The following is a 23,756-nucleotide window of genomic DNA, read 5'->3' on the forward strand; positions in this document are numbered from 1 at the left end:
GAAAGGGGCTACTCCTTGATCGCCCCGCCCATGATCCCCGCCACGAACTGCTTCTGGAAAATCAAGAATATCGCCATGATTGGCAGGGTGGTGATCGAGGCCATCAGCATGATCACCCCATAGTCGCGCCGCCACTGGTTGCCCTCGAGCATCGAGAGCGCCACCGGGAAGGTGTACATATCCTTGGTGCTCAGGATGATCAGCGGCCACATGAAGCTGTTCCAGACGCTCATGAACATGTAGATCCCCAGCGCCCCCAGCGCCGGCTTCATGTTCGGCATGACGATCCGCCCGAAAATCTGGAACTCGTTGCACCCGTCCAACCTGGCCGCCTCGAGCATGGCGGTCGGGAAGGCGATGAAGTTCTGCCGCATGAGGAAGATCCCGAAGGCGTTTGCCAGCGGCGGTAGGATGACCGCCTGGTAGCTGTTCGCCCAGCCGATGTTGGTCATCAGGGTGAACAGCGGGATGTACATGGCCTCCATCGGGATCATCATGGTCATCATGATGACCGCAAAGAAGATCCCACGGCCCTTAAACTGATACTTGACCAGCGCGTAGCCCGCCATCGAGTCGATGAGGATGACCAGCGCGGTGAAGGTGACCGAGACGAAGAGGGAGTTTATAAAGACCCGCACGCAGTCGATCTTCTTGCTCAGCGTCGCCAGGTTGCTCATCAGGCTGCTGCCGAACATCAGCGTCGGCGGGGCGGCGAGGATCTCGTGGTTGGTGTTGGTCGCCGAAACGAACATGAAGTAAAACGGGAAGAGGGAGACGACGACCGCTATGATCAAAAAGAGGTAGGTAATCACCCTCGGAATCACTTTTTTAGCCATCAGTCTTCACCTCCGTTGGTGAACTTGAATTGCAGGAAGGAGAGGATCCCGATCACCAGCACCAGCACATAGCTGATCGCCGCGGCATAGCCGAACTTGAAGTAGCGGAAGCCCGAGTTGTAGAGGTAATGCCCCACCGTGATGGTCGCGTTGTCCGGCCCGCCGTTGGTTAAAATAAAGGACTCGTCGAACATCTGCAGGGTGCCGATGGTCGAGGTGATCGAGACGAAGAGGATGATCGACTTCATCATCGGCACGGTGATGTACCAGAACTTCTTCCAGGCACCCGCGCCGTCGATGTCGGCCGACTCATAGAGCTCGAGCGGGATGGCCTGCAGCCCGGCGATCATGATGATCATATTGTAGCCGGTCCAGCGCCAGGTGATCCCGGCGATGATGGTGAACCGGGCGCCCCAGGCGGTGTTGAGCCAGTCGATCTTATCGACCCCGAACATGCTCAGCATATAGTTGATCATGCCGTACTCGGTGTTGAAGAGGAGCTTGAAGATCAGCGCGTAGGCGACCAGCGCGGTGATCGAGGGCAGGAAGAGGGACATCCGAAAGAGGGTGCGCCCCTTTAAAAACTTCTGGTCCAGCAGGGTGGCGAAGGTGAGCGAAAGGACCACCATCGCCGGGACCTGGATGATCAGATAGATACAGGTGTTGCCCAGCGCCTGCCAGAAGATCGGGTCGCCCATCAGGGTCTTGTAGTTGTCCAGAGCCACGAAGGAATATTCCCCCATGTCGAAGGTCTGGAACGAAAGGATCAGCGAGCTGATCACGGGATAGACCATGAAGGCGCCGAAAACCAGGATGGCCGGCAGCAGGAAATAGTAGGGCGCGGTCTTTATACTCAGCTTGAAGTGGCTGAAAAACCCCGCCTTCGGCTTTGGCGGCCTGGTCTGCGCGTTTGTCTCTTTGGAAGTTGCGGTCTGCGTGCTCAAAAGTTTTCCCTCCTTTGTCTGCTTGGGGAGCCGGCGCGCTACAGCGCGGCGCGCGCGGCCTCTGCCCTGTCGACGATCCCTTCGCTTTCGCAGCCGAAGAGCTGCCAGCAAAATGCGAAGGGTTCGGGGCGCAGGGTGTGCTGCTCGAGCGCCCCCGGGCCCCAGCTCGCACTGCCCAGCCCCTGCTGGGCGAAGTCAAGCTGCAGGTGAATATCGCTCTGCGGCCAGAGCTCGTCGGTGTGCCTGGCCTCGGTAAGCTGCTCCATCGAGTAGTGCAGGGCGCTGAAGCTGAGCGGTTCCTTGCCCACCGCGCACAGCCCCTGCCTGCCGTCCGAAAGATAGACCCAGCGCACGTCGGCGCGGGAGCCGCACTCCTGGGGCACGACGTAGGGGAAATACAGGTCCTTGACGCTGCTCTGATAGAGCCCCACCGGACAGCCGAGCTTGTTGTCGCGGTAGCATTCCCCTGGCCCCCGGCCGTACCAGCTCACCTTTTCGAGCGCTTCGTCGAGCACGAAGCGCATCCCGATCCGGGGCAGAGTGCTCGGCAGCTTGCCGCGCGGGGTACCCTGCGTCTCGATTCGCACCCCGCCGTCCGGGGTGACGGTGTAGTACACCGAAAGGTCGATCTGCCAGTCCATCACGAAGGGGGCGTAGCATTTCTGCACCCGCACCGTCGCGCGTTCCCCGTCGCAATCCACCTCGACCTCCTTGACCACGTTGGTCAGGCGGGGCAGAATGAACTGGTCCCATTCGGCGCGCAGGTTGATGTCGTTGTCAATCGGGGCGCGGTAGAAGTTAAAATCCAGCCCCCGGCCGATCATCTCCCGCCCGCCGCAGCGGTAAGAGGTGAGCGACCCCTTGCAGGCCGAGAAGGTGATGATCGCCTGCCCGGCGGTGACCGTAATGGTGTCGCCCTCCACCGCAAGCTCCACCTGGCCCGCCGCCTTTTGCGCCGCGCGCGGCGCCTGCTTGGCGGCCAAGAACTGCTCGTGCGCCACCTCGTCCCCCGGCTCGCTCCACTCGGGGGGCTCGCGGTAGGCGACGCTGATGTCGCAAAACACTTCCCGCCCGCCGGCGAGGGAGGCCGGCTCTCCCGGCTCATGCAGCCGGACTTTTCTGCTCTCGCCCGGGGCGATCCCGCCGATCCCGAGCTCCCGCTCGAAATAGCGCTTCCCGGCCGATTGTACCGTGCAGACGGCGCGAAGGTGGTCGAGGGTGCTGAAATCGTAACGGTTTTCCACCGTGACCTCCCCGCTCTCAGGAGAATAATCGTAGAACGCCACCGGCTCGAGCACCTTTTTGAGCATACTCAGCCCCGGGGTGGGGGTGCGGTCGGCCTTTAAGAGGCCGTCGGCGCAGAAGTTCAGGTTGTTCGGCCAGTCGCCGTAGTCCCCGCCGTAGGTCTGTACCCCCTCGCGGCGGATCGACTGGTCGATCCACTCCCAGACGAAGCCCCCCTGCAGCCTCGGATATTTGCGGAACAGCTCCCAATACTCCTGCAGGCCGCCCGGCCCGTTGCCCATCGCGTGGGCATACTCGCACATCACATGGGGCTTACAGAGGTCCTCCCGGCGCCCGAGCTCCTCGAGGCGCGCATGGGTGGTGTACATGCTGGAATACATGTCGGCCGCCTCGGCCCCGCGGTCCTCCTCGTAGTGGACCAGCCGGGTGGGGTCGTATCCCTTGATCCAGCGGTAGCAGGCCTTGAAGTTGCAGCCAAAGCCGGATTCATTGCCCAACGACCAGAAGACGATGGACGGGTGGTTCTTGTCCCGCAGCACCATGCGCCGGCAGCGGTCGAGATAGCTCTCCTCCCAGGCGGGATTGTCGCTGATCAGCTTCATGTTGCCGATGATCTGCACCTGGTTGCACTCGAGGTCGGCCTCGTCGACGACGTAAAAGCCCATCCGGTCGCACAGGTCGTAAAAGTCGGGATGGTTCGGATAGTGGGAGGAGCGCACGGCGTTGACGTTGTTGCGCTTCATCAGACGCAGGTCTTTTACCATGTGCTCTTTGGTGATGGCGCGGCCCAGGTCCTGGTCCCAGTCGTGGCGGTTGACGCCCCGGAACTTTAGCGCCGCGCCGTTTATGTAGATCAGGCCGTTTTTGAGCTCCACACGCTTGAAGCCCACCTTCTGGGAGTAAAACTCCACACTCTCCCCGGTCGGGGTGCACAGCCCGATGAGCAGGTCGTAGAGATGGGGATCCTCGGCGCTCCAGGGGCGCACCTGCTTAAACTCCTTACGGAAGGCGGCTTCGCCCTCCCCCGGGGCGAGGGCTCGTTCCTCCTCATAGAGGCACTTCCCGTCCTCCAGCAGCTTGACCTGTACCCTGCAGCCCTGCGGCGCTTCGGTGTGGTCCTCGACGGTGAGCGCCAGCGAGAAGGCCCCGCTTCGCAAATCGCCCTGCAGCACGGCGTCGGCCTTGTAATCGCTCAGGTGGAGGCGCGGGCGGGTGATCAGCGACACGTCGCGGATGATGCCGGCCAGCCACCACATATCCTGGTTTTCCAGGTAGCTGCCGTCCGAGAACTGGTAGACGCGCAGCGCCAGCTCGTTTTTCCCCTCGTGCACCAGGGCGGTGACGTCGAACTCGCTGGTGCAGCGGCTCCCCTGCGAGTAGCCGGCCGGCTGCCCGTTGACCCAGAGGTGGAAGGCGCTCTCCACGCCGTCGAAGCGCAGCAGCACCTCCCGCGAGAGGTCCTCCACCGTAAAGAAATGCCGGTAGAGCCCGGTCGGGTTCTCGGCCTGGAGCACCGGCGGCTCCTGGATCGGGAAGACCGAGGTCGCGTCGGTGTAGTGCGGGCGGCCGTGCCCGTGCAGCTGCCAGTGCGCCGGGACCGGGATGGTCCCCCAGGCGCTGTCGTCGTAGCCCGGCCGGTAAAAATCTTCATCCGAGGCGAAGGGGGTCTCGAGGTACTTAAACTTCCATTCGCCGTTTAAAAGGGTATAGCTTCCGGACTGGGCGCGCTCGTATTCCAGCGCCATCTTTTCACTGCGGTAGCCCACATAGAAGGGGCGGGGCGCCAGCCGGGAACGCTGCAGCACATCGCGGTTGCACCAGTCGCAGCTGGTTAAGTCAAATACCTTTTTCATGGGGTTCCTCCCTGTTATGAGAAATTTAGAGGTTGGCCGCCTGGGCCCGCGGCAGCGCGCCGCCGCAGCTCTGGCGAATCTTCAGGGTGTTGGGGACCACGATCTTGATCCCGACCTCCCTGCCGGTGTGGATGCGTTCCTCGATGGTGCGCACCGCCATGCGGCCCATCAGGTCGTTGTGGATCTTGGCGGTGGTCAGCGCCGGGGTCATGAACTGGGCCATGGGGTTGTCGTTGCAGCCGACGATCGCCACCTGCTGCGGCACCTTGATCCCATGCTCGCGCAGCGCCTTGATCGCCCCGATCGCCATCGAATCGTTCTCCACAAAGAAGGCTCTGGGCAGCTTCCCCGCGGCGACGGCCCGCTCCATCAGCTCGTGGCCGGTGGAGCACTCCACCTTTCCGTCCACATAGATATATTCCGGATGGAAGCACCCGCGCAGCTTCATGATCTCCTCAAAATACTTTTCACGCAGGTCCAGAATCGGGCAGCGGTTGCGGTTGTCGTAATCCGTCCCGCCGATGTAGCCGACCTCCTCATAGCCCAGCGAGAAGAGGTAGCCCAGCGTGCGCTCCATCAGGTCCCGGAAGTCGGGCACCACATAGTCCGCGCCGGGGAAGTCGGGCAGGAAATCGACAAACACCACCGGACGGCGGCTGATCTGTACCTGCTCCTCGAGCTCGCGGCTCCAGCTGTCGGTACTGCCGATGACGATGATCCCGTCATATTCGCTCAGCTTTTTCGGCGGGTCCTGCCCCGGCGGGCAGAAATACTCCTTCACCCGCAGGCCACGGCTCTTCGCCTCGTCCTTGACGTTGGTGCGCACGGTGAGATAATACGGGTCCCCGATCTCCTGCAGCTCGTCATAAAGCAAAAGCACCTGCAGGCGCAGCTCGCTCTCCTGCTCCTTGGCGCGCTCGGAGACGTGATATTCCAGCTCCTGCGCCGCGGAGAGGACCTTCTGCTTGGTGGCGTTGGAAATGGAAAAGCTCTCGTCATGGTTGAGTACCCGTGAGACGGTCGCCAGCGATACGCCAGCCTGCTGCGCAATATCCTTAAGTCTGGCCATCCCTCCGCCTCCTTTTAAAAATTTTAGTAAAATTTATGCTTTAGTTTACTAAAAAATATCATTTTACCTCGTAAATGTCAATAGATTTTTTCTTTTTCATTTGTCTTTTTTATGACAAATCGATCAGAAACTTGACAATATCAAGGGTAATATAGTACGGTATGGAAAAGACCGGCCATGAACTCGAACTAAAATCTTACTAAAATTTTATCTTGATGACGGAGGGGATACAGATGGAAAAACGCCTGCGCTGGGGAATCCTTGGGACCGGGGTGGTAGCCGGCGAGCTGACCGAGGCGCTGCAATTTACCGGGGCCCCGGTGACGATGGTAGCCTCGCGCAATCCGGAGAAGGCAAAGAAATTTGCGAAGAAATACGGAATCCCCCACGCCGCCCAAAGCTACGAGGAGGTGGCGCGCAGCGGCGAGGTGGATATTTGTTACATCGCGCTGCCGCACAACCTGCACGCCGGGATGTGCGCGCTCTGCCTGGGAGAAGGCAAGCATGTGCTTTGCGAAAAGCCTTTTACGGTGACGGCCGCCGAGGCGCGCGCGGTGTTCGAGGCTGCGCGGGCGGCGAACCGTTTTATTATGGAAGCGGCATGGTGCCGGTTCCACCCGCTGCTGCTGGAGGTACTCGATGCGGTGCGCGGCGGGCTGATCGGCGAGGTCGGGGCCATGAAAGCGGACTTTGGGATTGACGACGTGCTGCAAAACCCCAATCACCGGCTGCTCGACCCTGACCTGGCGGGCGGTGCGCTGCTGGACGGGGGCTTTTACCCGGTGACGCTCGCCTGCATGCTGTTTGGCAGCAGCCCGCAGAGAGTTCAAAGCAGCCGCACGCTCAGCGAACGCGGGGTGGATCTCTATACCAGTGCGATCCTCGACTATCCCGGCGGCAGGCAGGCTTTGCTTTACGCGAGCATTGTGCATGAAATCCCGGACAACGCATACCTATACGGCTCGAAGGGGTATGTGGAGCTGGAAAACTTTTTTTACTGCCGGCGTGCGACGGCGCATTTGCGGGACGGCAGCGTGCGGGTATTCGAGCGGCAGTTCGAGTGCGACGGGTACGAGTACGAAACCCGGCATGTGGAGGCATGTATTGAACAGGGTCTGACGCAAAGTCCCATCCTGCCCTGGGAGGAGACGCTGCAGGTGCTGGAAATTCTGCAGCAGGCTGCCGCCTCCGATTCGCGGCGGCAGGTTGCCGCCCCCGATACGCGAAAGGACTAGGTTGCAACGCGGAAATGCTCAGCCCGCGCTCTGAATGAGAGCAAAGAGAAGAACAAATAAAAAAACGCGGTGGAAAAATCCACCGCGTTTTTCTGTACTGTTCAAAAATGGGGTTCCAAGGGGGCAACGCCCCTTTGGTGAGGAGTTTGAGGGCGAGGAGCCCTCATAAAAGACGCAAAGGCGCGGGGAGGGGAGGCCGAGCTTCCAGTGGAAGGTCGGACGGGGAACCCCCAAGAGGGGGTTCCCCAACACAGTATTTATTTTTTAAGGGGGGATTATATCCCCTTAAAAAATAAAATGGTAGTCTTTATACTAATTTCTATTGAAGAATGTATATTATTCTACTTTTCACTACCCCGTCTTACTTTATCTTTTTCTGTATGCGCTTCTCATATTTTTAGGATATTATAGGGGCATCAAGGAGGGGAAACGATGAGCCCGGTTACCAGCCCGTTAAAAGAAAAAGTCAGCATCACATTGGACAGCGATGTTGTAGATAAAATTACCCAATACGCCCGTATGGACGGAAGGAACTTTTCGCAGTACATAAATTTTGTTCTTATGCGGCACATCCGTGCAGTGGAGAAAAGACAGAATGAAAAGAAAACCCTTTAGGCTCTATGGCTCCTACGTCGCCGTCCTGCTCGAGCTCTTGGCCCTGCTCAGGGGCTGTACCATTCAGATTGAAAAGGAGGTATCCCCTTGCGTGCTTACCGCCCGGGAGACGATTGCGGACGCATCGTCTTTAACCCCGACGAGATCATGCGCAAACGCGGCCTCACCGATGCCGGGCTCTGCCGCCGCGCCCAAATCCGCCCCGAACAGCTCCGCCGTTACCGCCAGAACAAAATAAAATTCGTGACCCTCGATGTGGCCGAACGCCTCTGCTTCGCACTGGAATGTCAGTTTACCGACATTTTCCACTACCTCCCGCCCGCCGGGGAGGGTTCCGCTGCTGGAGAGGGTTCCGCCGCCGGGGAGGGTTCCGCCGCCGGGGAGGGTTCCGCCGCCGGGGAGCAGGCTTTTTAGGGGAACCCCCTCTTGGGGGTTCCCCCTCGGCCCTCCACTGGAGGCCCGATTCCCCCTCCCCGCGCTTCGCTGCGCTTTAAGTCCGTGGAGCGCTGCCCCACACCCCGCTCAAGGGTCAGGAACCCTTGAGAATCCCTTTATACAGAACGCGGGCTGAGCACTTCTGCTTTGGATCTAGTTCTTTCGCGTATAGGGAGCGGCGGCCCGCCGCTTGGAAACCCGTTTTACACGCAACAGAAAAACGCGGTGGACTTCTCCACCGCGTTTTTATTTGTTCTTTGCCGCGCTCGCATTCACAGCGCGGGCTGGGCTTTGCCGCCCTGCGAACGAGTTCTTTCACGAATCGGCAGCAGCGGTTTTTGATTCATTCCTTAGTAGTGCCGGAACCGGTCGTTTTGGTTCATCTGGCGCTTCCAGTTTTTTCGGGTCGCGGCGTACTGCCGGTTCTGCTTCATCCGCTGGATGAAGCCGGGTCCGAAGAAAATGAAGAAATTGATCAGCGACGCGAGCGCCGCCGCACGGGTGCTCCAGTTCCCGAAAACCAGCGCCAGCCCGAACAGCACCCAATCCACATAGGCCAGCCACTTGACCTTCACCGGGATCAGATAAAAGAGCATCAGCCGCTCCTCCGGGAAAAGCTGCGCAAAGGCCAAAAACAACGACAGGTTGAGATAGGTGTTGTCCGCGTAGCCGCTGAGCAGCGCCGCAATGATCGCCCCGACCATCCCAAACAGGTAGTAGACGTTGAACTCGAACGAGCCCCATTCGTTTTCCAGCGCGCTGCCCACAAAATAGTAAAAATACAGGGTGAACGCCAGGCCGATGACCGAGGTCGCCGGCGGGATGAAAATAAAGGTCACCAGCCGCCAGACCTGCCCGCTGAGCAGCGTGGGCAGGGATAGCCCCAGATAGGACACGAGCGGCACCCCGAAGATATATGTCATGGCATAGACGCAGAGCATGGTCAGCACCACATAGAGCATCAGGTTCGGGATGCAAAACCTGCCGTATTTGCGCTCCAGCTTATACAGCCATTTCATGGGCGGCACTTCCTTCCTTATGGTAGGTTTATCCAAACCGGGGCCGGGTTATTCATCTTTGGGGGAAATTTTACTTGGGATAGCTCGTAAAGCAGAGGTTCATGTCCACATTCCCCTTGATCCCGTCCACCTTGCCCTTGCTGGTGTATTGCAGCATCTGGAACTTATAGGGGAAGAAGGGTCGCTTGTAATACTGGGCCACCCACTTGTCATATTTGGTCAGGCTGCCCATGTTGATCTCGGTGACGAAATATTTGGTATAGGTGTAAATCATCGGCCGGTAGCCGCCCTGCTCGATCCGCTCGCAGAATGCCTTGGCGACCTGGGTCGCCTTGGAAGCGGTCAGACTGCGGGTGCGTGCGCTGGCGGAGGGGGCGTCCTCGATGTCGAAGACCACCGGATAGTCGATGTCGTAGCCCTTGATGTTGTCGAGCACGAACTCGGCCTCCTCCACCGCTTCCTTGGTGGTGATGGCCTGGGAGTAGAAATAGACCCCGACCTTGATCCCGTTGGCGGTGGCGTTCTTGATGTTGCGCTTAAACTGATCGTCGAGCATGATCTTTCCGGTGCCGTAGCCGCGGTAGCCCACCCGGATCATGGCGAACTTGACCCCGTCGTTTTTGACCTTCTTCCAGTCGATGGTCCCCTGGTGGGTCGAAACGTCGATCCCCTTGAGCGCGCGGGAAGCGCCGTCGCGCACGTACTTGACCTCGTTGTTGTCCTTATAAACCAGGTTGTCCCAGTCGTAGACGTTGCGCGAAAGGTTCGGGTCGAGGGAGATGAACTGGAACTTGTTCCCGCTCTTAAAGACGAACCGGTCGTCGTAGAAGCGCTGGATCAGCTCGATGGGCAGCTTGTACTTGACCGCATAGTCCTCAAACTGCGACAGGGAGATGGTGGACTTGTTGCGGATGACCTTGAGGAAGTCGTCGGATACGTTGTCGATCTCCTTGGCGTATTCCTTGATCTTCGCCACCGAGAAGGTGTCGCCGTCCCGGCCGCCGGAGCCGGCGTTCCCGGAGGACTTGACGTTGATTTTGGGCGACGCGCTGCTCGATGAGCCGCTGTCCTTGATCTGAACCTTCTTGGAGCTCGACGAGCCGTTCTTGATATTGATTTTGGGCTCGGACGAGGAGGAATTTTTGTCGCGCACATTGAATGTCTGCTGGCCCGGCTTGGGGTCGTTGACATTGAGTGCATAGGCCGTCGTTGTCAGGGGCGCCATCAGGGAAAGGGCCGCCGCGGCGCTCATCACGAAAGAGAGGATGCGGTGTTTCATCTGTGCCATCATGGTACTCCTTTTTGGGTTTGGTTGCTGGGCGTACGTACCCTCTTATTCTAGCGTATTTTGTCATATTTTTAAAGGGGTAGGAAGATGTTTACAAAAAGTTTGCGAATTAAGGCACCATATGGTCAATTTATTGAGCATATGCAAATCACACTCTCTGTGCTGCGATAAAACAAACGGAAACCAGAAGAGGGCGAGGAGCGCGATTAGCGCTCCTCGCCCTCTCAGCCCAAAAGCCAAGCGTCATGTTTTTTGGGGAACCCCCTCTTGGGGGGGGCCCCGTCCCCGCGCTTCGCTGGCGCTAAAGAGTTTCGCTCCCTGCGGGGAGCGCCCAGCAGGCTCCGCCCGCTGGACACCTGCCAGAAGGGTACAGCGCCATCGGCGCCGTTCGCCCCCTTGGAACCCCCTCGTTCAGAGCGCGGGCTAAACACAGCCGTCGCGCATGCAAGCTCCTTCGTGAATAGGGAGCAGCGGCCCGCTGCCGCGGGCTGAGCATGGCCGCCTTGTACCCTAGTCCTTGCGCGAATCGGCAGCAGCGCCCCGCTGCCGCTGCTGCCGACAAGCCTCGATCTGACGCAGGCGCTCCTTTACCCGCGCTTCGCTCCCCTGCTCGGTGGGCTGGTAGTACTTGCGCCCCTGCAGGCTGTCCGGCAGGCACTGCATGTCGGTCAGCTTGTCCTCGGTGTCGTGTGCGTACTGGTACCCTTCGCCGTAGTGCAGCTCCTTCATCAGCCGCGTGGGCGCGTTGCGGATCTGCAGCGGCACCGGCTCGGCGAGCATCTTGGCCGCATCCCCCTTGGCCTTTCCATAGGCGACATAGAGGGAATTGGACTTGGGCGCCAGCGAGAGGTAGGTCACAATATGGGTCAGGATCACGTCGCACTCGGGCATGCCGATGAAGTGGCAGGCCTGGTAGGCGGATACCGCCAGCTGCAGCGCGCGGCTGTCCGCCATCCCCACGTCCTCGCTCGCAAAGCGCACCAGCCGCCGCGCCACGTAGAGCGGGTCCTCCCCCGCCTCGAGCATGCGCGCCAGCCAGTAGATGGCCGCGTCCGGGTCGGAATTGCGCATTGACTTGTGCAGCGCCGAAATGAGGTTGTAGTGCTCCTCCCCGTTCTTGTCGTAAAGAAGGGATTTCTTGCTGATGCACTGCTCGAGCGTTTCGCGCTTTACCACGGTGCGTTCGCCCTCCCGCTCGCCGTTAAGGACCACCATCTCCAGGGTGCTCAGCGCAACCCGCGCATCCCCGTTGGCAAAGGCGGCGATCATGGAAAGCAGCTCGGGCGCAATTTCGATCTGTTGCTTGCCGAAGCCGCGCTCGTCCCGCAGGGCGTTTTGCAGCAGCTCGGTGAGCTCCTCGCCGCTCAGCGCCTGCAACACGAACACCTTGCAGCGGGAGAGCAGCGCCGAGTTGATCTCGAAGGACGGATTCTCGGTGGTGGCGCCGATCAGGACGATCGATCCCTTTTCCACGAAGGGCAGGAAGGCGTCCTGCTGGGCCTTGTTGAAGCGGTGGATCTCGTCCACGAAGAGAATCGTCTTCTCCCCCAGCATCCGGCTCTTCTCCGCTTGGTTCATCACCTCCCGGATCTCCTTGATCCCGCTGGTGACCGCGCTGAAGTCGATGAACTGCGCCTTGGTTTTGTTGGCGATGATCCGCGCAAGGGTGGTCTTTCCCACCCCGGGCGGCCCCCAGAAGATCATTGAAGAGACCATGTCCCCCTCGATCAGCTGGCGCAGCACCTTTCCTTCCCCAAGCAGGTGCCGCTGCCCGACGAACTCCTCGAGATTGCGCGGACGCAGCCGGCTGGCCAGGGGGCTCGCCGCCGGGGATTCAAATAAGGATTGCTGTTTCATCGCTTCACCGCCTTTTTAATCTGCATTCTTTTATACCATTATAGCACAACCGGACGCCGTCCATAACAGTGATCACAGCGCTGTCACGATATTATTCGCATGCCGTCAACATTTTACTGTACCACTTCCGGAAAGTCGAATACCAGTGGAAAAGCAGACAATCATTTATATGTAATTTTATACAAATTACTAATTGATTTTATACAATTTTTTGTCTATTCTTAAGCTAATAACTGAAAGGGATGTGTTGCACATGCAGGATATTAAGCTTAATTTGGAGGAATTCGAGGAGCTCGTCCAGCCCCAACCTCCTGGAACCGGACCTTGTATTAATATTCACTCAAGCGGAAACATCTCTCTAAATGCAAAACTTTTGGAGAAACTACATACCCGGGAACTGCGCGTTCTCGTCAGTCATGATAGGGAAATGATCCTCTTGGATGAAAAGGGGGAGTCAACTTTCCGATTTCCCAAAGGAGGCTCGGTGAAGGCGGTCGATTTTACTCGTAGCCTTGTCGAACAGGGTATTTCCTTACCTGCACGCTACGAGGTGATATGGAGCGAAAAGAACCAACTCTGGATGGGCACTTGGCAACGCCCTCTCAAAGCTCCGGATCCAGCTAAGCTAGCTCAAAAGCTTGGTGGCAGGACCCGCAGAAAGGCAGCCAAATGAAACAGAGAAAGCACATACCGTCCGGCCTCGTACAGGAGGGAATGCATTTTGTCGAAGGGGTCTGCCGGCTCTACGACGGCTGCCTGGAATGGGAGGACTGTCTGATGGAGGGCTGGAAAGGCTTTGTCTTTGCTTTCCACTCCTACCCCGCCCATGAGGGGAGCTACGAATTCTGGGAATACGCCTTCTTCTGTGTGCGCGACCACGTTCTGTTGGCCAAACGGGAATACAACCGCTGCAAGCGCCCTGAAAGCGGTTTTTCTTTGGATTATATTCCGCCGGACCGGGATGAGCCGGTCATCGGGCGGCTGGCCGCCGTACAGGGGGACTTTGTAAATTCCGTCATGCTGCGCGACTATCTCTCCCATCTGGGTTTCCGGGAAAAGCGGGTCGCCTGGGCCTATATTAACCGGTACACCGATGCGGAGATCATGGACTATTATCAACTCGACCGCCAGAGCCTGACTGACATCCGCCGCTGCCTTCGTGTGAAAATGGAGCAGTATCAGGCGAGCTGAAATTTTTTGAGAGCGCGAAAAAGCACCGTCGTTCGAGGAGTACATAAAAAAGTTTACAGGCAGCAGATAGAATCTGCTGCCTGTAAACGATAAAGGGCACGGAACAGTTTCTGGCCGCCCTTCCACGGGTGTTTTTTCTATTGCCGTCTGCCAGACGCGTGGCACAAGGGAGGATAATTAGCGCATTGTTCGACTCTAGCCATTCAAGCCGATGAATCAATTTTCGCTAGAAGAAATTCGTCGTCTGGACAACACCTGCTAATATTATAGCCAGAGAGTATTTTTGTCAATCGTCCATGTCGAAATACCCGTAAACTTTCGCGTGTAAACGGGGGAAAGAAAAAATCCTCATCCACCCCACAAAGGGACAAATGAAGATTTTGTTGGTGGGAGAGGATGGATTCGAACCATCGAAGTCGATGACAACAGATTTACAGTCTGCCCCCTTTGGCCACTCGGGAACTCTCCCATATTCAATTGGACGGCCTGTCCAGCCAGAAAGTGGAGCTGGTGGACGGACTTGAACCCCCGACCTGCTGATTACAAATCAGCTGCTCTACCAACTGAGCTACACCAGCATATCATGGTTTCATCGCCGCAGAAGGTCGATCTCCGTCCAGCGACGTATAATATGATAGCATACACAAAAAAATAAGTCAATACAAATTCTTCTATTTTCTTCCCTGTTTTTCTCGGTATGGCAGGTCCTCTCCCGGCCCGCCGGCCGGCGGGCCGGGAGGCGGCCATCAATAATAGAAGCGGACAAATTTGATGTTGTAGAAATCGCACGCGAGGATGTCGTCGGTTTCGGTTTCATTGATCAGGATATAGTTTGCCCCGACCTCGAGCAAGATACCCGTGCGATCCACAATGGTACTGGTTCCCACTAAAAATTCCACCGTCACCTTGCGCCCGATCTGGGTGCGCAGATAGCCGTTGAGATACATCAGGTTCTCCACCGTCAGCGGCATGGGCTGGTTCATCGGGGTAATGGGCGTGCTGCTCTGCAGCATGGCGGTGGACTGGGGAACCATCCCGCCCTGCGCCAGGGTTTGCCCGCCCGCCATTCCCTGGAAGGCGCCGATGTTCGAGGTCGAGGGTACCGGCGCCGCGCCGGCATAGGTATCGCCCGCCAGCGGCGGGAGGTTCAGCGCGCGCACACACTCGGGCGTGACGCAGGGCGTAATGGGGTATCCGGTAAAGGTTTGCTGTGGCATAGAGGTAGTTTGGTCCATCTTATTCTCCATCGGCCGCGGCCTTATGTAACGCATGCCGCCGCGGCCGCCGCCTCTTGACGGCGGGCGGCCCGCCGAAATAGGCACCGTCAGGTGCTGGCATATTTTTCTGTTGGAACGTAAAAACAGTGCTGGTTGATCCGGTTGTGGATCACCCCGGCCCCGCCGGGCGGGAAATAGTTTGCGCACCGGGGGCTGTAGGGGTTATAAAAGAAGAGGGAATTGTCGACCCCCTGCATGGTGTTGCCGCCCAGCGCCCAGTCGGCGATCGCGTAATGGATTTCCTGCGGGTCCATGTTCCAGACGTTCTGCGAATTGTAACGCCCCGCGAGCACATCCTTCATACAATTGAACTGTCCCTGCTGTTCGATAATATTGCGGACGTTTCCGCCCTGGCTGATCCTGAAAAATTCTCCGTACGGCACGGTGGCGCGGTTCATTACCACCGCCGCCACCGCCGCCATACCGTTATCCCCTTCGCCGCCCGCCTCGCACTGCAGCAGCCGGGCAAACAGCTCCCGGGTATCGTATGGCATGTTTCCTCACCCTTTTCGGCGGGCTTCGCCCGCTACGATATGTATTCCTGACCGGAGCCCGGTCGAGGCTCCGGTCTATCCTATGACGCATGGGAAAGGCTGTTGCCTTGTCCGCAAGGCGGGCCGGCAGCCGGTATTTTATTGCAGTGCATACAAAAAAACGAAAAAGCAGCGCCGCCCTCCCGGTTTTTGAGAGGGCGGCGCAATTTCGCCTGATCGAAATTTTTTAGCGGCAAGCCGCCGCAAACACACATACAGCCGGTTCCGGGGCCGTCCATGGGCAGCCCGGACCGGTATGGATTCTCCCGGTCAGAGCGGCATTCCGGATGCGCGGTGGAAAACCCGTTTGTCCCGATACATCTCACTGTCCGCCCGGCAGTAGGTCGCATAGATCGTCTCGCCCTGCGTTTCATCGTGCAGCGCGCAGCCCATCGCCGCCGACAGCTCGCTCACACAGTCCTTCCGGGAACGCTCGAATTCCTGGCGCACCCGCTCCATAAAGAAGTCCAGCCGCTCGCGGGTGGCGTCCTTGATCAGAACCACGAATTCGTCCCCGCCGATCCGGTAGAGCACCTCCCCGCCCTGTGCGGCGCGCCGCAGGGCGCCGGCCGCCGCCTGGATATAGAGGTCCCCCGCATGGTGGCCCAGCGTGTCGTTGACCGACTTTAGCCCGTTGAGATCCATCACAACCACGCCGTAGCCGCTCCCCTCGCCACGGGCAATCATGTTTTCGATGTCCACGTCGTAGGCGTTGCGGTTCTTCAGCTGGGTGAGCTGGTCGGTATTGGCCATGTCCTGGAAGGTGGGGTTGGAGACCCGCCGGAAGAACACCAGCGCCAGCCCCGCCGAAACCAAGCAGGCAAACAGCACGATCAGCGGGGTGGCCAGCCGGAGATTGCGGTAGGTGTTATACTGGTGCTCGGCCTCGAACTCGATCCCCAGCACCCCGACCACCCGCTCCCCGTCATGGATCGGGACGTAGGTGATGAAAATCTTCCCCCAGTCGGTCTTCTTGATATTGTCCGGGAGGACCACCTCACCGTCCAGCGCGCGCTGCATGTCCCCCTTGATCTCCGGCTCGATCGGATCGCCGGCAAAGCGGAAATCCTCCGCATCCGAGGGCAGCCCGTCCACCACATAGATGAACTCGCCCGCCTCGTTCTGCTTGGCGGTATAGAGGTAACGCACCCCGGTGGTCGCCCGCAGGTCGGCCAACAGCTGCTTGGTCTGCTGGTAGGAGGGCTTCTGCTGGTCCTCTCGCGTGTTGATCTCGGTGAAGGTGGACTTGTCCAGCGTCTGGTCCAGATAGCCGTAGATCGACTCCACCCGCTCGTTCAGGGTGCCGATCATATCGTCGTAGGCGAAGCGGTAATAAAAAAAGGAAATGAGCATGCTGGAAACCAGCACGATCGCCGCCGTGAAGAAGGTGACCTGCAAATCCACCCGCCGCAGACGCAGACGTTTCATCCCGCTCACCTCCCTGCTCTGCTTTCTGTCATTATACTACAGGGCGAAATAAAAAGCTATCGTCTTCCCGCCTGATTTTTGCCGGCCGGGCTCCCCGCCTTGTGCGCGCCGGCGGGATATGGTACACTCAAGCCAAAAAGCAGGAAAGAAGAGAGAAGTATGGATATATCCTTTCCGACGCCGGAGGGCCGGTTCAATTACCGGGTCTGCGCGGTCATCCCGCAGGACGGGAGGCTGCTGGTGATGAAGGACGAAACCAGTCCCTATTCCTACCTCCCGGGCGGGCGGGTCACCCTGCACGAGCAGGCGCGGGACGCCCTGCTGCGGGAGCTGCGCGAGGAGCTTATGGTCACTGCGCATATCGTACGCCCGCTTTGGATCAACGAGGCCTTCTTCACCGAGGAGGTCAGCGGCGAGCGCTACCATGAGCTGTGCCTGTATTTCCTGGTGGACGTTTCCGGCACCGGGCTGCTCGACCGGGGGGAGCGCTTCGTCACGACCGAGGGGGGCGCGCACCGGTTCGCCTTTTCCTGGCTGCCGTTCCAGCAGCTGAGGGATTGCTGCCTCTACCCCGAATTCATCAAGGAGGAAATCTTTCATCTGCCCGGCACTCTCACGCTGAACATCGAGGACCGGCGTCCCCAGCACCCGGGCCGCTAAACCGTCAGCCGCTGCGGCAGCGCCCCCTCCAATATTAAGAGCCGCTCCTTGATCCCCAGGCCGCCGGCATAGCCGGTCAGGCTCCCGTCCTTCCCGATCACCCGGTGGCAGGGGATGATGATCCCGATGGGGTTGCGGTGGTTGGCCATCCCGACCGCCCGCGAGGCGCCCGGCCTGCCCAGGCGCGCGGCGATCCCGCCATAGGTGCAGGTCTCGCCGTAGGGGATCTTTAAAAGCTGTGCCCAGACCGCCTGCTCGAAGGGGGTGCCCCCCGGCGCGAGCGGCAGCTCGAAGCGGCGGCGCTCCCCCGCCAGGTACTCGGTGAGCTGGCCGTGCGCCTTTTGCAGCAGGGGCGTTTCCTCCCGCGCGGCACCCTGCGGCAGGCCGCCGCCGAATGAGAGGCGGGTGAGCGCCTCCCCATTTTCGGCCAGGGTGAGTTCGCCAAGTTCCGTCTGATAAGTCCAAGCCTTTTGCATGGCTGCCGCCTCCTTTTTCTTTATCCTATCATAAAACAGCGGCAAAAGCGATGGTTTTCGCTGGCAACGCGCAAGATTATGCGGTATGATGGTACAAGGAATTTCCTCTGTCCCCCGCGATTCAACCGGTGGTTGATGGAATTCTCAACCGATGGTTTCAAAAATCGGCGCCGATACAACCTTTGATCCATTCCCCGGGCGGATTGTTTGCGTTAAACTAAGGACAACAGGAAGCGCAACTTGTTGGAACATGAGAAACCTACCGCGCCGTTTGGCGCCAATTAGATTTGGAGGAGACATTGACCATGGAATATACCATTGGAAAGAAGATCGCACAATACCGCAAGGACAAGGGCCTGACCCAGGACGAGCTGGCCGAGCTGCTGGGCGTTTCGGCCCAGGCGGTCTCCAAGTGGGAGAACGACCTCTCCTGCCCGGACATCCTGCTGCTGCCCAAGCTCGCCGAGCTGTTCGACACCACGGTGGACGACCTGCTGCACACCGCGCCCAAGCCCGAAACCAGCCTGCAGCCCGTCGAGGGACGCAAGAACCTGGACGACATGCTCTTCAAGGTGGTGGTGAACACCGTCGCCGGGGACCATGTGCGGGTCAACCTGCCCCTGCCGCTGATCAAGATCGCGCTGGAGATGGGCACCCAGATTCCGCAGTTCGCGGGCAGCGAGGCGCTGCGCTCGCTGGACATCGGGCAGCTGCTCCTGATGGTCGAAAAAGGGGTCATCGGCAAACTGGTCGAGGTGGAGGCCGCCAACGGGGACCTGGTCGAGATCGTGGTGGAGTAGTTTCGCTCCTTTGCCGCCAACGGCGGCAATTTCGCAAAGCGAAACTGGAACGAAACGTCCAGAGAGGAAAGTGTCATTATGAAAATCCTGATCCGCCATAAGGGCGCCCCGCCCATCCACCTGCGCTTTCCCACCCGGATGCTCGTCAACCGGCCCTTGGCGAGGCTGCTGATCCAGCAGATCGAGCGGGAAACCAAAACCAATCTCGGCGCCATCGGTGCCCAGGACCTGGACCGGCTGATCGACGAGGTCCTGCGGCTCAAGAAAAAATATCCCCACCTCGATCTGGTGGACGTGACCAGCCGGGATGGGGACATTGTTCAGATCAGCTTATGAAGCCCTGCAGCGCCGCAGCGTCTGCTCGAGCAGGATTCCCAGATAGGCGCTGAGCGAAGGCCCGTCGGTGATCAGGGTGACGCGGGGCGCGCCGCCCTGGCGCTCGATGAGCAAGGCCTTGCACAGCGGCCCATATAAATTTTTCCTGATTCCACGGATGACCACAACAAATACTCCCTTTCATTCTGTCACCCGGCACGGCACAAGCGGTTTTGCGGCGCATGCACGCTTGTTTTAGGTGGGCAAGCGTGGTATAATATTTACGCCGTATCTGCCTTTGGGCGGTGCCGGTTTGTGTGTAGGAAGCGGTGTTGTCTTTGTGGGAGAGCGCCGCTTCCTTCATTTTTTATCCGACTTGTCCAACTTTGCATATACTTCGTATATGCCCTCTCGAACAATGTCAGACTTCGACTTTCCAGTCACCTTGCAGCAATACTCTAGAATCTCCTTGTCCTCTTTTGTTAGACGGATTTCCGTTCTTTCTTGCTTTGGGTTAGCACTGGGAGGTCGTCCTATTCTCGGGCTCAAGTCATCACCTCACTTATTGCCGTACATTTACAATAGTTTATGTACGGATAAAAGTCAATACCTATTTTTCATATTTTAATAAAACTTTCGGCGCGGGTTAAGCAAATCGCGCCCCCCACTTTCGTGAGAAGCGCGAATCGGGTGCGGCGGCCCGCCGCTGGTGCCGGTAGTCGGGGTCGAACCGACACGGTATCGCTACCGCGGGATTTTGAGTCCCGTGCGTCTGCCAATTCCGCCATACCGGCTGATACCTTTCTATTATACAAAAAAAATCCGGACAGCGCAAGCCCCTTGTGCCGAATGCGGGGGCATTGCCATTTTCCCCGCAACAGAGTAAAATGGGCGCAGCACCATGGAAAGGAACTTACAAATGGAAAGATTCCCTGTTTTAAAAACGCAGCGCCTGCTGCTGCGCGAATTCCATGAAGACGACGCGCAGGCCCTGTTCGAGATTTTGAGCGACGTGCAGGTCAACCGGTTTTTGCCGATGTTCCCGCTCGCAAGTCTCCCGCAGGCAAAAGCATACCTAAAAGAGCATTACCTGGGCAACCCGGACGGCTGGCACTACGCCGTCTGCCTGCGGGAGGAGGGCGCGCCGGTCGGCTACCTGCATGTGAGCGGGCAGGACAGCCACGACCTCGGTTACGGGCTGCATAAGGACTACTGGCACCGCGGGATCATGACCGAGGCCTGCCGCGCGGTGGTGGAGATGCTAAAGTGCACGGACCTCCCCTACATCACGGCGACCCACGACGTCAACAATCCCCGCAGCGGCGCCATCATGCGAAAGCTCGGCATGACCTACCGCTATTCCTATGTGGAGCAGTGGCAGCCCAAAAACTTCCCCGTGACCTTCCGGATGTACCAGCTCAACCTGGACGGGCGGGAGGGGCGGGTCTACCGAAAATACTGGGAGCAGTACCCGGAGCACTTCATCGAAGAAAACCTGTAAAAAGCCCGGCGCAGAGATTCTGCGCCGGGCCTCTTTTATCTGTTTGCCCGTCAGATCGGCTGGATCTCCGGGAAGTCGTCCGACTGGTTGAGGTCGTCGGGCAGCTCCTGGTGATACTCGATCTTGGGTTTTTCGGGGTCGAAGTCGTCGTCCCCGCGCAGGTTCGGGTTCTTCTCGTCCCGCTTGGAGAGGATCAGGTAGAAGGTCGGGATCAGCACCAGCGTGAGGATGGTCGAGGCGCTCAGGCCCCCGATGACCACCATCGCCATGCCGCGCATCATCTCGCCGTTGCTCCCGAGTCCGACCGCCAGCGGCACCATGCCGAGCACGGTGGTCAGAGTGGTCATCAGGATCGGGCGCAGACGGGAGCGTCCCGCCTTGATCAGGGCGTTGCGCACCTTCATGCCGCCCTCGCGCAGCTGGTTGGTATAATCGATGAGCACGATGGCGTTGTTGACCACGATGCCCACGAGCATGATGAAGCCCATCAGGCTGGTCATGCTGATGGTGGTCCGGGTCAGCAGCAATCCCAGGAAGGCGCCGATCAGCGAGAAGGGCACCGAAATCATGACCATCAGAGAGAAGCGCATCGACTCGAACTGGATCGCCATGACCACGAAGACCAAGAAGATCGCCGTGCCGAGCGCCGCGAAGATGGCTGAAAACTCCTCGGCCATCTGCTCGTTCTGGCCGCCCATGTAGTGGTCCACGCCCTCGGGCAGCTGCATACCCATGGCCGCGGTGGTCACCTCGTTGTTGATCTTGGCCGCGTTCTTGGTGGTGGTCTGCGCGGTGATCGACACGGTGTACTGGTTGTTGTGCCGGGTGATCATCTGCGGGCTGTTGGAATACTCGATGGTGGCGATGTCCAGCAGCGGCACCTGCGCGCCCGAGGGGGCAGTCAGGTTGATCGCCCCAAGGTCCCCGACCGTCTGGTAGGTGTCCTCGGGGAACTCGACCCAGATGTCATAGTCGTGGTCGCCCATGCGGATGTTGGTGACGTTCTTGCCGCTGATCATGCTGTTTAGGGTTCCCATGACCTGGACCGGGGTGAGGCCGACCGCGCCGGATTTGACCGGATCGACCACGATCTCGGCCTGCGGGCTGCCGTCCGAGAGGCTGGAGGTGACGGTCACAACGCCCGGGTTCTGGTACATCAGCTCCTTGACCTGGCCGGCCGCATCCTGAAGCTTGTCGCGGTCGTTGCCGATCAGGTTGACCACCACCGTGTCGGTCCCGCCCATGGACATCATGCTGGCGGCCGAGACCTGCACGTCGCAGTTGAGATAGTCCTTGGTTTCTTGGCGCAGCTCGTCGACGATGTCATAGGTGGACATCTTGCGCTCGTCCTTCAGGTAAATCGAGAAGGAGGCCGCGCCTTCGCCGCCGCCGTCCGAACCGGAGACCATATACCGGTCCACGTCGGGGTACTGCCCGATGAGGCCCTCGACCCGGCTGATAATCTTGCTGGTCTCCTCGAGCTTGAGGCCGGGACGGGTGGAGATGCTGATACTGATCTGGCCGCTGTCGGTGCTGGGCATGAGCTCCACACCGATAAAGGGCACCAGCATGAAGGAGACCACCAGCAGCACGACCGCCACGAGCACGACCAGCTTCTTGTGCCCGAGGGATTTCTTGATGAGGACGGCGTACTTCTGCTCAACCTTGCGCAGCGCGCGGTTGACCAGTGCGTCCTTCTTTTCCACAGGTTTAAACTTTAAGAAGAGCAGCGGCACCAAAGTCAGCGCCGAAATCAGCGAGGCGGTCAGCGCAAAGACGATGGTGAAACCGACGTCCTTGAAGAGCTGCCCGGACATGCCCTGCATGAGCGCGATGGGCAGGAAGACCACGACGGTGGTCAGGGTGGAGGCCGTGACCGCGCTGGCCACGATCCCCGCGCCCTCGAGCGCCGCGTCCTTGAAGGTGCGGTGCTCGTCGCGCTTTTTAAAGCAGCTGTCCAGCACGACGATCGCGTTGTCCACCATCATGCCGACGCCGATGGTGAGCCCTCCCAGGGAGAGCATGTTGAAGGTCATGCCCGAGAAGGACATGATGATCAGGGTGACCAGCACCGAGGTCGGCATCGAGGTGCCGACGATCAGCGACGCCTTGATGTCGCCCAGGAAGAGGTAGAGCACCACCATCGAGATCGCGATGGCCAGGATCATCGACTCGATGACCCCCCACAGGGAGTTCCAGATCTCGTCGCTCTGGTTGAAGATGACGTCGAGCTGGATCGCCTTGTCCTTCTGGTTGATCTGCTCAACCTGGCGGATCACCGCGCCGGTGACCGCGTTGGTGGACGCGCTCGCGCGCTTGGTCAGGCTCATGCTCACCGCATCCCGGCCGTTGTAGCGGCTGACGCTGTCCGACTTCTTCTGCGTCTGGCTGACGGTGGCGATGTCCGAAAGGTGGATGATGTCCCCGCTTTTCAGGGTCAGAGGCAGCTTTGCGAGCGCCTCGGGGCTCGGATAGCTCACCCCGCCGCGCAGGCTCAGCGACAGGCTGCCCTGGTCGGCCGAGCCGACCGGCAGCGAGAAGTCGGAGCTGGCCACCATGCTGCAAACCGTGGACATATCCAGTCCGTACTGCCGCAGCTTCTGCTCGTCGAGCCGGACCTGCACGTAGCTCTCCTGCCCGCCGTAGACGTTTACCTCGGCCACGCCGGTGATCTTCTCAAAGTCGGGCACGATGTTGTCGTTCAGGTAGTTGAGCAGGTCGACGTCCCCCGTCTGCTCGACCGCCAGCTGGATGACCGGCATGGAATCCATGGTCATCTCGATGATGGTCGGGGCGGTGGTCACCTCGTCGGGCAGGCCGTTTTCCGCCATATCCAGCTTCTTCTGCAGGTCGGTGTGGGCCACGTCCATATCGGTGCCGTACTCCATCTCCAGGATCAGCAGGGACATATTCTCCATCGAGCGGGAATCGACGTTCTTGAGCCCTGACAGGGTGGAGACCGAGCTCTCCAGCTCCTTGGTCACCAGGTCCTGGACCTCCTCCGGGCCCGCGCCGGGATAGATGGTGGTGACGATGAACATCGGCATCTCCATGTTCGGCGTCAGCTCGAGCGGCGTGCCGATCAAGGAGGATACGCCGAACACCACCAGGGTGATGATACAAACCAAAATTGAAACAGGACGTTTTAATGCAATCTTTGTCAAATTACGCATACGAGG

Annotated in this window: 23 protein-coding genes and 3 tRNA genes; 9 read left to right on the forward strand and 17 right to left on the reverse strand. The window is 59.1% G+C overall.

Annotated elements, in window-relative coordinates:
• Positions 1–8: 8 nt before the first annotated feature.
• Genes B5477_RS13895 through B5477_RS13910 form a run of 4 tightly spaced genes read right to left on the reverse strand, consistent with a single transcriptional unit; the run spans position 9 to position 5,947 of the window.
• Positions 9–836: a carbohydrate ABC transporter permease gene (locus B5477_RS13895; protein ID WP_079700234.1), complete on the reverse strand. Its 828-nt coding sequence runs from the start codon at positions 834–836 to the stop codon at positions 9–11.
• Positions 836–1,780 carry a carbohydrate ABC transporter permease gene (locus B5477_RS13900; RefSeq protein WP_242942209.1) on the reverse strand — a complete coding sequence of 315 codons (945 nt, stop codon included), beginning with the start codon at positions 1,778–1,780 and terminating at the stop codon, positions 836–838. The genes B5477_RS13895 and B5477_RS13900 overlap by 1 nt, the downstream gene beginning before the upstream one ends.
• Before the next feature lie 38 nt (positions 1,781–1,818).
• Positions 1,819–4,878: a glycoside hydrolase family 2 TIM barrel-domain containing protein gene (locus B5477_RS13905; RefSeq protein ID WP_079700235.1), complete on the reverse strand. Its 3,060-nt coding sequence runs from the start codon at positions 4,876–4,878 to the stop codon at positions 1,819–1,821.
• 25 nt (positions 4,879–4,903) lie between these two features.
• Complete coding sequence (locus tag B5477_RS13910; protein WP_079700236.1) at positions 4,904–5,947, reverse strand: LacI family DNA-binding transcriptional regulator; 1,044 nt, start codon at positions 5,945–5,947, stop codon at positions 4,904–4,906.
• A gap of 233 nt (positions 5,948–6,180) precedes the next feature.
• Here B5477_RS13910 and B5477_RS13915 point away from each other — a divergent pair, with 233 nt between their 5' ends.
• The 3 genes from B5477_RS13915 to B5477_RS13925 all read left to right on the forward strand — a co-directional run bounded on the left by B5477_RS13915 (position 6,181) and on the right by B5477_RS13925 (position 8,211).
• Positions 6,181–7,182 (forward strand): Gfo/Idh/MocA family protein, encoded by a 1,002-nt coding sequence (locus B5477_RS13915; RefSeq protein WP_159449064.1) that lies wholly within the window; start codon positions 6,181–6,183, stop codon positions 7,180–7,182.
• Between the two features lie 432 nt (positions 7,183–7,614).
• The gene (locus tag B5477_RS13920; RefSeq protein WP_079700238.1) at positions 7,615–7,797 is read left to right on the forward strand and encodes a hypothetical protein; all 183 of its coding nucleotides are present in this window, start codon (positions 7,615–7,617) and stop codon (positions 7,795–7,797) included.
• Positions 7,798–7,884: 87 nt separating this feature from the next.
• Positions 7,885–8,211: a helix-turn-helix domain-containing protein gene (locus B5477_RS13925; RefSeq protein WP_079700239.1), complete on the forward strand. Its 327-nt coding sequence runs from the start codon at positions 7,885–7,887 to the stop codon at positions 8,209–8,211.
• A 371-nt stretch (positions 8,212–8,582) separates the two neighbouring features.
• On the opposite strand, the gene B5477_RS13930 is transcribed toward B5477_RS13925, so the two are convergent.
• The 3 genes from B5477_RS13930 to B5477_RS13940 all read right to left on the reverse strand — a co-directional run bounded on the left by B5477_RS13930 (position 8,583) and on the right by B5477_RS13940 (position 12,396).
• Complete coding sequence (locus B5477_RS13930) at positions 8,583–9,251, reverse strand: rhomboid family intramembrane serine protease (RefSeq protein ID WP_079700240.1); 669 nt, start codon at positions 9,249–9,251, stop codon at positions 8,583–8,585.
• A gap of 70 nt (positions 9,252–9,321) precedes the next feature.
• Positions 9,322–10,539, reverse strand: a complete 1,218-nt coding sequence (locus B5477_RS13935) for a glycoside hydrolase family 25 protein (RefSeq protein ID WP_159449065.1) — start codon at positions 10,537–10,539, stop codon at positions 9,322–9,324.
• Positions 10,540–11,049: 510 nt separating this feature from the next.
• Positions 11,050–12,396: a replication-associated recombination protein A gene (locus tag B5477_RS13940; protein ID WP_079700242.1), complete on the reverse strand. Its 1,347-nt coding sequence runs from the start codon at positions 12,394–12,396 to the stop codon at positions 11,050–11,052.
• 253 nt (positions 12,397–12,649) lie between these two features.
• Here B5477_RS13940 and B5477_RS13945 point away from each other — a divergent pair, with 253 nt between their 5' ends.
• Positions 12,650–13,069 (forward strand): hypothetical protein, encoded by a 420-nt coding sequence (locus B5477_RS13945; RefSeq protein ID WP_079700243.1) that lies wholly within the window; start codon positions 12,650–12,652, stop codon positions 13,067–13,069.
• Positions 13,066–13,587: a hypothetical protein gene (locus B5477_RS13950; protein ID WP_079700244.1), complete on the forward strand. Its 522-nt coding sequence runs from the start codon at positions 13,066–13,068 to the stop codon at positions 13,585–13,587. Before B5477_RS13945 ends, B5477_RS13950 begins: the two co-directional genes overlap by 4 nt.
• A 384-nt stretch (positions 13,588–13,971) precedes the next feature.
• Here the strand turns inward: B5477_RS13950 and B5477_RS13955 are convergent.
• The 5 genes from B5477_RS13955 to B5477_RS13975 form a co-directional block, all read right to left on the reverse strand.
• Positions 13,972–14,056: transfer RNA gene (locus B5477_RS13955), tRNA-Tyr, on the reverse strand.
• Between the two features lie 33 nt (positions 14,057–14,089).
• A tRNA-Thr gene (locus B5477_RS13960) sits at positions 14,090–14,165 on the reverse strand.
• Between the two features lie 168 nt (positions 14,166–14,333).
• Positions 14,334–14,804 (reverse strand): hypothetical protein, encoded by a 471-nt coding sequence (locus tag B5477_RS15240; protein ID WP_181966682.1) that lies wholly within the window; start codon positions 14,802–14,804, stop codon positions 14,334–14,336.
• A 107-nt stretch (positions 14,805–14,911) separates the two neighbouring features.
• Positions 14,912–15,358, reverse strand: a complete 447-nt coding sequence (locus B5477_RS13970) for a cell wall hydrolase (protein ID WP_079700245.1) — start codon at positions 15,356–15,358, stop codon at positions 14,912–14,914.
• A 309-nt stretch (positions 15,359–15,667) separates the two neighbouring features.
• Positions 15,668–16,825, reverse strand: coding sequence for a GGDEF domain-containing protein (locus tag B5477_RS13975; protein WP_079700246.1), 1,158 nt, complete (start codon positions 16,823–16,825; stop codon positions 15,668–15,670).
• Between the two features lie 159 nt (positions 16,826–16,984).
• Here B5477_RS13975 and B5477_RS13980 point away from each other — a divergent pair, with 159 nt between their 5' ends.
• Positions 16,985–17,485 (forward strand): NUDIX hydrolase, encoded by a 501-nt coding sequence (locus tag B5477_RS13980; RefSeq protein WP_079700247.1) that lies wholly within the window; start codon positions 16,985–16,987, stop codon positions 17,483–17,485.
• On the opposite strand, the gene B5477_RS13985 is transcribed toward B5477_RS13980, so the two are convergent.
• The gene (locus B5477_RS13985; RefSeq protein ID WP_079700248.1) at positions 17,482–17,961 is read right to left on the reverse strand and encodes a methylated-DNA--[protein]-cysteine S-methyltransferase; all 480 of its coding nucleotides are present in this window, start codon (positions 17,959–17,961) and stop codon (positions 17,482–17,484) included. The genes B5477_RS13980 and B5477_RS13985 overlap by 4 nt on opposite strands.
• Positions 17,962–18,266: 305 nt before the next feature.
• Between B5477_RS13985 and B5477_RS13990 the strand changes: the two genes are divergently transcribed.
• On the forward strand, positions 18,267–18,761 hold the full coding sequence (locus B5477_RS13990) for a helix-turn-helix transcriptional regulator (protein WP_079700249.1): 495 nt from the start codon (positions 18,267–18,269) through the stop codon (positions 18,759–18,761).
• A 78-nt stretch (positions 18,762–18,839) separates the two neighbouring features.
• Complete coding sequence (locus tag B5477_RS13995; protein ID WP_079700250.1) at positions 18,840–19,097, forward strand: hypothetical protein; 258 nt, start codon at positions 18,840–18,842, stop codon at positions 19,095–19,097.
• Here B5477_RS13995 and B5477_RS15120 read toward each other — a convergent pair.
• The 3 genes from B5477_RS15120 to B5477_RS14005 form a co-directional block, all read right to left on the reverse strand.
• A complete protein-coding gene (locus B5477_RS15120; protein WP_159449066.1) occupies positions 19,092–19,262 on the reverse strand; it encodes a hypothetical protein in 171 nt (56 codons plus the stop codon). The two genes, B5477_RS13995 and B5477_RS15120, sit on opposite strands and share 6 nt — an antisense overlap.
• A 174-nt stretch (positions 19,263–19,436) precedes the next feature.
• Positions 19,437–19,625 carry a ribbon-helix-helix protein, CopG family gene (locus tag B5477_RS15435; protein ID WP_079700251.1) on the reverse strand — a complete coding sequence of 63 codons (189 nt, stop codon included), beginning with the start codon at positions 19,623–19,625 and terminating at the stop codon, positions 19,437–19,439.
• Between the two features lie 158 nt (positions 19,626–19,783).
• Positions 19,784–19,870, reverse strand: a tRNA-Leu gene (locus B5477_RS14005).
• 125 nt (positions 19,871–19,995) lie between these two features.
• Between B5477_RS14005 and B5477_RS14010 the strand changes: the two genes are divergently transcribed.
• Positions 19,996–20,577 carry a GNAT family N-acetyltransferase gene (locus tag B5477_RS14010; protein WP_079700252.1) on the forward strand — a complete coding sequence of 194 codons (582 nt, stop codon included), beginning with the start codon at positions 19,996–19,998 and terminating at the stop codon, positions 20,575–20,577.
• Positions 20,578–20,627: 50 nt separating this feature from the next.
• On the opposite strand, the gene B5477_RS14015 is transcribed toward B5477_RS14010, so the two are convergent.
• Positions 20,628–23,750: an efflux RND transporter permease subunit gene (locus B5477_RS14015; RefSeq protein ID WP_079700253.1), complete on the reverse strand. Its 3,123-nt coding sequence runs from the start codon at positions 23,748–23,750 to the stop codon at positions 20,628–20,630.
• Positions 23,751–23,756 lie beyond the last annotated feature (6 nt).

Origin of the sequence: Provencibacterium massiliense, assembly GCF_900169495.1 — a bacterium.
In the GTDB taxonomy this organism is placed as follows: Bacteria; Bacillota; Clostridia; order Oscillospirales; family Ruminococcaceae; genus Harryflintia; species Harryflintia acetispora.